The sequence below is a fragment of the Amycolatopsis sp. NPDC098790 genome (assembly GCF_044759945.1).
Taxonomy (GTDB): Bacteria; Actinomycetota; Actinomycetes; order Mycobacteriales; family Pseudonocardiaceae; genus Amycolatopsis.
In genome coordinates this window covers 2,513,227-2,524,539 of sequence record NZ_JBIWAI010000001.1, presented here as the reverse complement: position 1 = coordinate 2,524,539, position 11,313 = coordinate 2,513,227, and the positions used below count along the sequence as shown (strand labels likewise).

General features: G+C 73.2%; 10 protein-coding genes. 2 read left to right on the top strand and 8 right to left on the bottom strand.

Features of this window, described 5'->3' with window-relative positions:
• Positions 1-316: 316 nt before the first annotated feature.
• From ACIQWX_RS12605 to ACIQWX_RS12580, 6 genes are all read right to left on the bottom strand, one after another.
• Positions 317-868 (bottom strand): hypothetical protein, encoded by a 552-nt coding sequence (locus ACIQWX_RS12605; protein ID WP_400868751.1) that lies wholly within the window; start codon positions 866-868, stop codon positions 317-319.
• Between the two features lie 105 nt (positions 869-973).
• Positions 974-2,203, bottom strand: coding sequence for a mannose-6-phosphate isomerase, class I (gene manA / locus ACIQWX_RS12600; RefSeq protein WP_400869570.1), 1,230 nt, complete (start codon positions 2,201-2,203; stop codon positions 974-976).
• Positions 2,204-2,234: 31 nt separating this feature from the next.
• Positions 2,235-3,329: a hypothetical protein gene (locus ACIQWX_RS12595; RefSeq protein WP_400868749.1), complete on the bottom strand. Its 1,095-nt coding sequence runs from the start codon at positions 3,327-3,329 to the stop codon at positions 2,235-2,237.
• Positions 3,313-3,534 (bottom strand): Trm112 family protein, encoded by a 222-nt coding sequence (locus tag ACIQWX_RS12590; protein ID WP_400868747.1) that lies wholly within the window; start codon positions 3,532-3,534, stop codon positions 3,313-3,315. The genes ACIQWX_RS12595 and ACIQWX_RS12590 overlap by 17 nt, the downstream gene beginning before the upstream one ends.
• A 77-nt stretch (positions 3,535-3,611) precedes the next feature.
• Entirely contained in the window at positions 3,612-4,967 is a 1,356-nt protein-coding gene (locus ACIQWX_RS12585; RefSeq protein WP_400868745.1) for a phosphomannomutase/phosphoglucomutase, read from the bottom strand.
• Positions 4,968-5,047: 80 nt separating this feature from the next.
• Positions 5,048-5,401 (bottom strand): DUF3499 domain-containing protein, encoded by a 354-nt coding sequence (locus ACIQWX_RS12580; RefSeq protein WP_086677666.1) that lies wholly within the window; start codon positions 5,399-5,401, stop codon positions 5,048-5,050.
• Positions 5,402-5,480: 79 nt separating this feature from the next.
• Between ACIQWX_RS12580 and ACIQWX_RS12575 the strand changes: the two genes are divergently transcribed.
• The gene (locus ACIQWX_RS12575; protein WP_364384953.1) at positions 5,481-5,945 is read left to right on the top strand and encodes a metallopeptidase family protein; all 465 of its coding nucleotides are present in this window, start codon (positions 5,481-5,483) and stop codon (positions 5,943-5,945) included.
• A gap of 628 nt (positions 5,946-6,573) precedes the next feature.
• Here the strand turns inward: ACIQWX_RS12575 and ACIQWX_RS12570 are convergent.
• Both ACIQWX_RS12570 and ACIQWX_RS12565 read right to left on the bottom strand, forming a co-directional pair.
• Positions 6,574-9,852, bottom strand: a complete 3,279-nt coding sequence (locus tag ACIQWX_RS12570) for a glycosyltransferase (RefSeq protein WP_400868742.1) — start codon at positions 9,850-9,852, stop codon at positions 6,574-6,576.
• Positions 9,853-9,983: 131 nt separating this feature from the next.
• Entirely contained in the window at positions 9,984-10,271 is a 288-nt protein-coding gene (locus ACIQWX_RS12565; protein WP_167379630.1) for a WhiB family transcriptional regulator, read from the bottom strand.
• Positions 10,272-10,534: 263 nt separating this feature from the next.
• Between ACIQWX_RS12565 and ACIQWX_RS12560 the strand changes: the two genes are divergently transcribed.
• Positions 10,535-11,296, top strand: coding sequence for a site-2 protease family protein (locus tag ACIQWX_RS12560; protein ID WP_400869566.1), 762 nt, complete (start codon positions 10,535-10,537; stop codon positions 11,294-11,296).
• The last annotated feature ends 17 nt before the right edge of the window (positions 11,297-11,313 follow it).

The following is an 11,313-nucleotide window of genomic DNA, read 5'->3' as shown; positions in this document are numbered from 1 at the left end:
GCGGGTGCTCCGGCGAGCCACACCTCGGTGAAAGCCCTCGCCCTTGCCCGCCTGATCACCCGCGCGCCGGGCTCCCCCGCTGGTGAGCCACGCCCGAGCGGCCTTCGGTGAACACCCCTCGTCCTCACCGAAACGCCCCCCAACGCAGCGCGCCCCACAGCGAGCCCCCACCCGCGCGAACCCCGAGCGGACCGGCGCCGTCCCTCCCCGGCCATGCGCCGATCCGCTCAGTCTCGCCAGAGTGGTGCCGCCCCCTCGCGGCACCACCCCGAGCCCACGGACGCCGGGCCCCGCGACCGGCGTCACCCCCAGAGGACTACTGGCTCTTGCGCACCTTCGCGTACCGGTTGACCGGCGGCAGCCACGACAGCACCACGGCCACCAGCCCCGTCACCACGACCAGCCACGCCACGCCGCGGATCGCCGCCGTTCCGCCCTCGATGTCCGTCGCCAGCCGCAACGCCACCCCCGCGTTGGCCAGCGCCGCCAGCGTCAGCAGCACCCGCACCCACGCCGCTCCCCGCAGCGCCAGCAGTCCGCACGCCAGCAACAGCACGCCGAAGAAGATCGCCAGCCCGCCACGGACCTGGAGCGTGCTCTGCACCTCGTCCGCGGCCGCCTGCAGCAGGGCGCCGCCGTCGGCCCTCACCGAGTCCGCGGACGTCCCCGTGATCGACGCGATCGTCTGCGCCGAGACGTCCAGCGCCATGTCACGGCCGCCGGCGAAGTACAGGACCCCGTCGACGATCGCCGCCAGCGCCGACAGCACGGCCACCCCGGCCAGCGCGAGCAGCGCTCCGGGCCGGGACGGCGCCGCGACCGGGGCAGGCTGGGGAGGCCCGGTCGCGGCATCGGGATGGGAAGTCACAAGCTCGCTCTCCTCGAAAATCGCCGCGAAGGGGCGTAACAACCACCCCTACGAGCGATAGTGGAGAAGAGCACCACACGGAACGCACACAGAACCGCGCGGAAGTCAGTCCTCGCAGGTTCCCGCCGTCGCGCGGAACAGCTGCGCCCGCTCGCCGCCCAACGGGCGGACGTGGACGGGCGGGTCCGCCGCCGGCAGCCACACCGACTGACCGCGCCGCAGTTCGACCTTCTCGCCGTCGTCGGCCGTCACCAGCAGGTCGCCCGCCGTGCACAGCAGGATCTGCGGGCCCACGCTGTCGACCGAGATCTCGTCGTCCTGCCCCGCCGCCCACTCGACGCGCGACAGCTCGAACTCCGGTGCGTCCGTCCGGTACACCGAGAGGCGGTCGCCGCCGTCACCGCACTGGACCGGCATCTCGCCGCACGCGAAGTCGACCACGCGCAGCAGCTCCGGCACGTCCACGTGCTTCGGCGTCAGCCCGCACCGCAGGATGTTGTCCGAGTTCGCCAGGATCTCCACGGCCGTGCCGTGCAGGTAGAGGTGCAGGTTGCCGGCCGGCAGGTAGATCGCCTCGCCCGCGCGCAGCGTCAGCCGGTTCAGCAGCAACGCCGCCAGCACGCCCGCGTCACGCGGGTGCGCCTCGCCGAGCTCCAGGATCGTCCGGCACTCCACCGCGAACTCGCCGTGCTCCTGGACGTGGCGAACGCACGCGTCGAGCACCTCCGGCAGCAGCGAGTCCAGCGACGGCTGCGGCAGCGTGATCCACGTCGTGAACAGCGCCCGCAGTCCCGAAGGGTCCGGCTGCGCCTCGAGCAGGCCCGTGTACTTCGCCAGCCCGGGCGTCTCGATCGCCTTCAGCAGCTTCACCGTGCGGTCCGGCGCGCGGAACCCGGCCAGCGCGTGGAACTCCGTCAGCGCGCAGACCAGCTCCGGCTTCGCCGTCGGGTCCGGGTAGTTGCGGTTCGCCGCGTCACGCGGGATGCCCAGCTTCTCCTCGCGGGCGTGCCCCTCCGCGGCCTGCGCCGCCGACGGGTGCGCCTGCATCGACAGCGGCTCCTCGGCCGCGAGGATCTTCAGCAGGAACGGCAGCCGCCCGCCCCACCGCTTCGCGCAGCGTTCACCCAGCTGGCCGAGTGGGTCGGCGTCCACCAGCTCCAGCAGGCTCCGCTCGGTCCCGTCGGGGCCGATGACGTGCGACGGGTCGCCCGGGTGGGCGCCCATCCACAGCTCGGCCTCGGGGTGCGGCGCGGGGATCGGACGGCCCAGCAGCTCGGGGATCGCCGTGCGCGATCCCCAGGCGTAGGGCCGCACCGCGTTGCGCAGCAGCTCCACTGTCACCTCAACTCCACTCCTTCGGCGGGTCTCACGCCGTCGCGGGCGCGAAGCGGCCCGCGCCGCCGATGCTGCCCGCCGCCAGCCCGAGATAGACCGCCGCCAGTTCGAACCGCAGCGCCAGCACCGCGGCCCGCACGATTTCGTCGGCCTCGATCTCCTCGGCCGGGGCGATGACGTCCGCCCCGGGGAGCAGATCCTCGGCTTGGTAGCGCGCCGCGTCCGTGGCCGGACCGGTTCGCACCGAGAGGAGCAGCACCCGGGTCGGGATGTCACCTGATGGATCGTCCGGATCGGCGAAGATGTCACGCTCCGCGCCACTCGATTGCGCGGCCCGGCGCAAGGCGGGACGCGCAAGAGCCTGACGATAGTCCTCGACGTCACAGACGGTAGCAGCGTGGGCGGCGAACGCGTGCGCAGCGTGTTCGCCGACGGCGACGGCGACCGGGTCCAGTCCCCACAGCAGCGGCACGCGGTCGGCGACCCGCAGCGCGAGCGCCTTGGCCGGGTTCGCGAACGACTCGCGGGCCAGGTAGTCCTTCTCGGCCTCCAGGTCGAGCTGGTCGGCCAGCACCTGGACGTCGGAGATCAGCAGGCCCAGCGCGTTCGCGGTGAGCAGCCCGGCGGCCAAGCCGCGCGGGAACGCCAGCTCCGGCGGCACCGGGATCCGCGGCGCGAGCAGCACACCCTTGCCCGCGACGGCGGCCGCCACCGGACCTTCCGCCGGCGCCGAGAGCACCACCGAAGCGCCGTAGCGCGCGGCGCGCTCCAGCGAGGCGGCGAGTTCGCGGTCGCCGGGGTCGTCGGTGTGCGCGAACACGACGTCGAGCGCGCCGATCCAGCTCGGCACCACCTCGGCGACGACGACCGGGACCGGGCACGACGGCGTCAGCAGCGCCGCGAGCAGCCGGGTGAGCGTCCGGCTCACGCCCGGCCGGTCGATCAGCACGACCGCCCGCGGGCGGCCCATGTCCAGCCGTTCGGAGAGCTCCAGCTCGGCAGCGCTCTCGGCGGTCGCCCGCACCTGGGCGCCGGCCATCGCGGCGGCCCGGAGCAGCCCCGAGCTGTCGGCCTCGGCCAGCCGCCCGGGGTCGTCCAGCAGCGAGTCGTCAAGCACTGTCGGCATCGGAGTTTCCGGTGTCGCCGGGCAGGGTGGCTTCGTCGAGCAGCAGCACCGGGATCCCGTCGCGGACCGGGTACACCCGGCCGCATTCGGTGCACGTCAGCGCGTCGGCCTCGGCGTCGTCCGGCGATCCGGGACGCAGCGGGGCGTGATCGGGCGACGGGCACGCCAGGATCTCGAGGAGCTGGGCGTCGAGCGTGATGGCCATGGTTCCTCCATACCACGCAGAGGGGTGTGGTGAAGGGCACCTTCCGGACACGGTTGCGGTGCCTTCACCGTGGACGGTCAGTTGCGGATGATCGCGAGCACTTCGTCCACCAGGCCCTGCACGGCCTCGTCGTTCGCGGCTTCGACGTTCAGCCGGAGCAGCGGTTCGGTGTTCGAGGGGCGCAGGTTGAACCAGGCGCCGCCCGGCAGCTGCACGGTCAGGCCGTCCAGCTCGTCGAGCTCGACGCCGGAGCGGGTGCCGAAGGTGTCCTTGACGGCCATCATCTTGGCGACCTGGTCGTCGACCGTGGAGTTGATCTCACCCGAGGCCGCGTAGCGCGAGTACGCGCTGGTCAGCTCGCTCAGCGGGCCGGTCTGCTCGCCGAGTGCGGCGAGGACGTGCAGCGCCGCCAGCATGCCGGTGTCGGCGCGCCAGAAGTCGCGGAAGTAGTAGTGCGCCGAGTGCTCGCCGCCGAAGATGGCGCCGGTGCGGGCCATCTCGGCCTTGATGAACGAGTGGCCGACGCGGGTGCGGACCGGCTTGCCGCCGTGCTCGGCGACGATCTCCGGCACGCCCTTGGACGTGATCAGGTTGTGGATGATCGTGCCGCCCGGGTCCTTGGCCAGTTCGCGGACGGCGACCAGCGCCGTGATCGCGCTCGGCGAAACCGGCTCGCCGCGCTCGTCGACGATGAAGCAGCGGTCGGCGTCGCCGTCGAACGCGACGCCGGCGTCCGCGCCGACCTCGCGCACCTTCGCCTGCAGGTCGACGATGTTGGCCGGGTCCAGCGGGTTGGCCTCGTGGTTCGGGAAGCTGCCGTCGAGCTCGAAGTACATCGGGACGACGTCGATCGGGAGCCCGTCGAAAACGGTCGGGACGGTGTGCCCGCCCATGCCGTTGCCGGCGTCGACGACGATCTTCAGCGGCCGGCTGCCCGACAGGTCGACGAGGTTGCGCAGGTAGGCGGCGTAGTCGGCGAGGACGTCCCGCTCGGACACGCTGCCGCGCTGGCCCTCGAAGCCGGGCACGCCCTGCTCGACGGTGTCGCGGATCTCGGCGAGGCCGGTGTCCTGGCCGACCGGGGACGCGCCCGCGCGGCACATCTTGATGCCGTTGTACTTGGCCGGGTTGTGGCTGGCGGTGAACATCGCGCCCGGCAGGTTCAGCGAACCCGAGGCGAAGTAGAGCTGGTCGGTGCTGGCCAGCCCGATGCTCACGACGTCGAGGCCCTGCGAGGTGACGCCCTCGGCGAAGGCCGCCGACAGCCCCGGCGAAGAGTCCCGCATGTCGTGCCCGATCACCACGGCCGGCGCTTCCGGCTTGATGAGCAGGGCGAACGCGGCGCCGAAGTCGCGGACGAGGTCCGCGTCGAGCTGCTCGCCGACCACGCCGCGAATGTCGTAGGCCTTCACGATGCCCGAAAGGTCTGGCACGCCGTCTCCCCGCGAATAGTCGTCCCGGCGCCCGCTGCGCCGCGCGGAAAGCCTACCGGCGGGGTGGGTGGGTTACGCGTTCAGGCGCGACCGGGGAGGACCCGGAGGTGGCCGCGGCGCCCGGACGGGCCCTCCGGCTCGGGCGCGGGGGCTGGTTTGCCGGGGCGGCCGGCCTCGCGCACGGCCTCGGCCAGCGCCGTCAGCTCGTCGGCAGACGGGTCCGGCGCGGCGAAGGCACCCTCGTGCCGGACGACTTCCCAACCCTTGGGGACGGTCAGCCGCAGCGCGTGGGCTTCGCAGAGGTCGTAGGAGTGCGGCTCGGAAGCGGTGGCCAGGGGTCCGACGACGGCGGTGGAGTCGCTGTAGGCATACGTCAGCGTGGCCACAGCCGGCTCGAGGCAGCCGGTACGCGAACACTTCCGTACGTTCCGCACGATCCGAAACGATAGCGCGTCGCCGCAAGCTAGTAGGAGCGACACGCGCTGGGACGCGCCGACCGCATAGACTTCCGGGGTGGCGACGGCTCGTGACTACCGACAGCGGCGGCGTTCGCGACGGGACCGGCACGGCCGGGGCCTGCGCGGAACGCTGTACCCGGCGACCCTGCCCGCCGCCGCGAGCCGCGCGGAGAGGTTCGACGCGCTGGTGCTCGACGCGCTGGAGCCGATCGAAGCCCGCTGGCGCCACGAGCTGACGAAGCTGGACGTGGCGGTCGACGACGTGCCGGAAGTGCGCGAGAACGGCCGTGCGCCGTCGGACGGGGTGCTGCACGACGGGGCGGTGCCGTTGTCGCGCCTGGTCCCGGCGGGGGTGGACCGGACGGGGTTGCCGACGCGGGCCCGGATCGTGCTGTACCGGCGGCCGTTGGAGGCGCGGGCGAAGGATCCGTCGGAGCTGGCGGATTTGGTGCACGACGTGCTGGTGGAGCAGGTGGCGGGGTATCTCGGCGTGGAGCCGGACGTCATCGAAGGCGAGTAGCCGGCCACTCGCTGCGAACCGGCAGCCGGCAACGCAAGCCGGCCAACAACGTCACCAGACCTCCCCCGCCCCTCATCCCAGCCGTCCCTTCAGTCGGGGGGGGGGGGGGGGGGGGGGGGGGGCGGGCGGGCGGGCGGCGACACACACCCCCCCACCACACCCACCCCCCCCGCCCCCCCCCCCCCCCCCCCCCCCCCCCCCCCCCCCCCCCCGCGGGGGGGGGGGGGGCCGCCCCCCCCCCCCCCCCCCCCCCCCCCCCCCCCCCCCCCCGACTGAAAATCCCACCGGAGGGGCGGGGGAGGTCGGACCCGCTGAGCCGCGGAAGAGCTGAGCCGCGGAAGACTTCTGCCCCTCGGACGTCAAGTCGCAAGTCTGCCACGGCTTAGAAGAAAAAGAATGTCCTCGCCGGACGGGCAGGCTCTGGGATGGCCGCCGCTGTCCCCTCACCTTGGTAAGTGGGCCGCGGGGTGGTCATCCCGTCGCCTGAACGAGGCCTATCACTTTGAGCCGGGCCCGCAAGGTTGCGTTGTTGTGTCTCGTTGCGCTGTGGGTTGCGGGCCCGGCTCAAAGTGATTTACCGGCCTCAGGCGACGGGATGACCACCTCGCTCCTTCACTGGGGCAAGCGGTCACTGGGGCAAGCGGCGCCGGGCCGGGACCGCCGTCAGCAGCGTGAACAGCACCGCCGCCAGCTGGGCCAGCAGCAGCAAGTTCCGCTCGGTCCCCGGGAACTCCACCGTCACCTCCGACGACGTCGGCGGCACCGACACCGCCACCTGGTGCCCCCACGCCGGCACGATCGGCACGCCCTTGCCGCCCACCGAGGCCTTCCAGCCCGCCTCCTGCTCCGCCGCGAGGACCAGCAGGCGGCCGGTCGGGCCGTCGGACACCCGGACCCGGACGTCCGGCAGCCCCGCCTGGACCGGCGCCACGCCCGGCGCGTTCCCAGGCGCGCCGCCGCCCGTTACCGCCGCCTTCGCCTGCTCCGGCGAGATCAGGATCACCTGGCCGGCCGGTGGGAGCAGCCGGAGCACTCCGCGACCGTCCGATGTCGGTGCGGCCACCGAGACCAGCTCCTTCGCCAGCGGTGGGTACGCCTGCGGGTCGACGCCTGCCGGGAGGACCACGAACTGCACCCCCGCGGCCGCCGCGGCGGCGAACGTGCCCTGGACCGCCGCCGCGTCGCCCTGGCCGAGGTCACGGCGCCACGCCGCCAGGCGGGCCGGGGTGCCGGGGGTCGGGGCCAGCTCGTCGTCGCCGTAGTGGGGCAGGCGGCCGCCGATCTGGCGGGTCGCGTCGGTCTCCACGTCGAGGATCGACCGGCCGGAAGCCGCGAGCTCGGCCGAAACCTCCGGCGCGAGCGAAGGACGTTCGCCGGCGCGCAGCGGTCCCTGGCCGCCGACCACCACCGCGCCCGCCGCCAGCGCGAGGAACACCACGACCCCCGCGACCGCGAACACCTTCGGCAGCCACGGCGACGGCACCCCAGCCGAGCCGCCGCGCTGCCACGAACCGAGCACGACCCACAGCAGCCCGGCGCCGACGATCAGCAGCGGCACGCCCGCGTAGCCGTGCGCCGGCGAGCCACCCTGCATCGGGGTCGCCGTCACCAGCCGCACCAGGACCAGGCCGCCCGCGCCCAGCGCGGCCAGCGCGAGCCCGCCCGCGGCGAGCTTCGTCGGGCGGACGACGATCGCGATCAGCGCCGCCGCGATCACCGCGACGCCGATCGGCCACGCACCCGGGCCGCCGGGGTCGAGGCCGGCCAGGTCGGTGCCGGACACCGTCGCGGCCGCGCCGCCGAGTCCCTGCACGAGCAGTTCCGGGTGCCGCAGCAGAACCGTCGGCCACGGCAGCAGCAGCGCCAGCGGCAGCAGCACCACGATGCCGACCGACGCGATCCGCCGCGCGAGCCCGGTCGGCGCCGGCAGCACGACGAAGCCGATCAGCAGCCCGGCGAGCGCGAGCCCGTGCGCGAGCGGGGAGAACGCGCCGAGCACCGCCACCCCTATCGCCGATAGAGCGGCGACGTGCAGCCAGCGCGTGTCCGCGCGGACCAGCAGCCCGGCGATGCCCGCGGCCACCAGCGGCAGCGCGAGGTGCACCACGACGACGTCGAGCCGGCCCTGCGCGACACCGGCGGTCGCGGCGGGCAGCAGCGCGTACGTCGCGGCGACGACCGCACGGACCCACCGGCGCACGCGCAGACGCCGGGTCGCGACATACGCCCCTATCGCCGATAGAGGGATGTCCCCGAGGAGCAGGATCGCGACGAGCGCGGCCGGCCCGCCGATGGGTGCGAACACGGCGCCGAGCGCGCCGAGCACCGGGAGCGTCGCCGACGCGGGCGCGCCCGTGCCGCCCGCGACCGCGTGCCACGGCGTCAGGTACGACGTCCACAGTTCGCCCAGCCCGCCGACCGGCAGCAGCTTGCCGCCGAAGAGGTCGAGGCCGAGCCGGGCCCGGTTGACGACCAGGCCCAGCGCGGTCAGGACGACGAGCAGCACGACCGGCGGCGCGAAGATCGTCGCCGCGAGCACGCGCCGCCGGTTCACTTCGACGAAGACGATCTCGGGCTCTTCGGCGACAGCCGGCGCGTCTTCGGTTTCGACGGCCGCTTCGGGCGCCGGGGTTTCCGGCAGCGCGACGGCGACGAGCGTGCCCGGCTTGCGCAGCCCGGACCCGCGCGAGCTGAGCCCGCGCAACGCGCCCGCCGGCAGTGCGTCCGGCCCGACCGGCCGGGTCTCCCGTGCGTCGAGCGCTTCCGGCGTCACCCACGCCGACTCGGTTTCGACGGTCTCGGGAACACGCCCGAGCGCGACGTCTTCCTCGACACCGCGGCGCACCAACCCGACTACGCCGGCGCGCACGGCGTTGCGCAAGCGCGTCCAACGTCCGGTGAAGAGCCCGCGAACCGAGCCGGGCCGCGGATTCCGCCGTCGCCGGGCGCGGGCGGCGCGCAATCCGCCGCGTCCACTGAGGAGGTACGTCGCCGCGGCGAACTCCGCGCGTGCTTCGCCCGTGCGTCGCAGCAGGACGAACGCGAGCGCGCGCAGCAGGGAGAGCAGCGGGAGCCGGATCATGCCCAGCCAGAAGGAAAACGGCGAGCAGTTCACGAGGAACACGCGCAGCCCGTGGGCGCGGTTCGCGGCCGCGAGCGGGGTGGCGACGGCGCCGGCCGCGCGCTGCCCGGTGGTGACGGCGCGGGCGTGCCGCACCCGCGCGGTCGGCACGGAGAGGACGAGCCCGCCGGCGGCGTTCGCGCGCCAGCCGAAGTCGAGATCCTCGCGCAGCAACGGGAATTCGGGATCGAAGCCGCCGAGGTCGTCCCAGGCGTCGCGGCGCACGAGCGAGCCGGCGCTGGGCACGGCGAGCACCTCGGCGGGTTCCTCGCCGAGGGCGGCGATCTGCTGGCGGTGGCCGGAGGCGTCGGTGGACAGGCCCGCTTCGACGATCAGCCGCGGGTCGGTCCAGTCGAGGCCGAGCGAGCCGAGCACGGTCGCGGACGGGTTTTTGGTGGCGACGCGCAGGAGTTCGTCGAGGCAGTCGGGCTCGGGGGCGCAGTCGTCGTGGAGCAGCCAGAGCCACGAGCCGGGGTCGCCCCAGCGCTCGGTGGCGTGCGCGACGGCTTCGGCGATCGCGGCGGCGAAGCCGGTTTCGCTCGAAAGTGTGATGACCCCGGAGAGCACGGGAGAAGAATCCGGGCCGGGATCGTCGGCCGCTTCGGCGAGCAGCCGCGGGGTGGCGTCGGTGGATCCGGTGTCGACGGCGAGCACGTGCCGCGGCCGGACCGTGCTGCGGCGCAACGAAGAAAGCGCCAGCGGTAACCAGTTTTCGCCGTTGTGACAGACCACAATGGCCAGAACGGGCGCGGTGCGCAGGACGGGCGGCGCGGCGGTGCGGGGCAACGAACACTCCGGTTCAGGCGGGGAGTCGGTGCGGCCACCCTACGGCCCCGGTCCGTCACCCGGTGGTGAACCCACGCGTGTTCACCACGTGGAATCACCGGTGACGCCACGCATCACCGGTGACTCCCCCTCTAGATGGCTCGTTTCTTGAGCTTCCGGCGCTCCCGCTCGGACAGACCGCCCCAGATGCCGAAGCGCTCGTCGTGGGCCAGCGCGTACTCAAGGCACTCGTCCTTGACCTCGCAGCCCAGGCAGATCCGCTTGGCTTCGCGGGTGGAACCGCCCTTCTCGGGGAAGAACGCCTCCGGGTCCGTCTGCGCGCACAGGGCGCGTTCCTGCCAATCCTGCTCTTCTTCGGTGGCATCGATGAGCTCGGTGAGATCTCCCAGAGCCTGCTCCGGGATCTCGCCCCAACTCATGACGTGCCCCCATTCCTTCCCATCGGCTTCCAACCGCACGTCCGCCTCCTCGCTCCCTAGCACTCCCCAGGCTGGCGGTGGTGAAACGACACCCGCCGTCCCCTCTAGGCGGCGAATGACATCACTGTGATTACACCCGTGTAGTGCGGTCAGGTCAAGCGGAGTAGCGAGTTCGGGGGACGTTCGGGCCCGATCGCGCAAGGGGACACGCCGGTAACTTCACACCGGGCATACGGAAGACTGGAAGCGTGCAGAAGTCAGCAGTGCGTCCCAGCCCGGTCTTCCTCGGCATCCTCGCGCTCACCGTCGCCGGCGGTGCGATGGCCGCGTTCGGTGACATCAACACCGTTTTCGTCCGCGACCGCGATCCGCTGCTCATCGCCGGCGTCGTGATCTTCGTCGCCGCCGGCTGGGTGGCGTCGCTGTCGCTGCACGAGTTCGGCCACGCGATGGTCGCCTACCGCGGCGGTGACTACAGCGTCGCCCACAAGGGTTACCTGACGCTCGACGTCCGGAAGTACACCGACCCGGTCCTGTCGATCATCCTGCCGTTGATCTTCCTGATCATCGGCGGCATCCCGCTCCCGGGCGGCGCGGTCTGGATCAACCGCGGCGCGCTGCGCAACCGCGCGACGTCGTCGTGGGTGTCGCTGGCCGGGCCGCTGAGCAACCTCGCGGTCGGCGCGGCGCTCGCGCTGGTGGTGTCGCTGGTCCCGATGGCGGGCGGCCTGGTGATCGCGATGTCGTACCTGGCGCTGCTGCAGATCGTGACGTTCCTGTTGAACATCCTCCCGATCCCGGGCCTCGACGGCTGGGGCGCGATCGAGCCGTACCTGCCCCCGCAGGCGCGCGAGATCGGCGCCAAGGTGCGTCCGTGGGCGCCGATCATCCTGTTCGCGATCCTGTGGTTCTTCCGCCCGGCGAACACGGCCCTGTGGGAGGCCTCGTACTCGATCTTCGGCGCCTTCGGCGGCTACGTGGACGGCGCGCAGATCGGGTTCAGCGTCTTCCAGTTCTGGAACTGAGGTTTGGGCCGGGCACC

What these genes read in the sequence shown, in the direction of transcription:
- ACIQWX_RS12590 (WP_400868747.1), bottom strand. Translation starts at nt 3,534, where the DNA reads ATGGCCATCACGCTCGACGCCCAGCTCCTCGAGATCCTGGCGTGCCCG.
- ACIQWX_RS12565 (WP_167379630.1), bottom strand. Translation starts at nt 10,271, where the DNA reads ATGAGTTGGGGCGAGATCCCGGAGCAGGCTCTGGGAGATCTCACCGAG.
- ACIQWX_RS12595 (WP_400868749.1), bottom strand. Translation starts at nt 3,329, where the DNA reads ATGCCGACAGTGCTTGACGACTCGCTGCTGGACGACCCCGGGCGGCTG.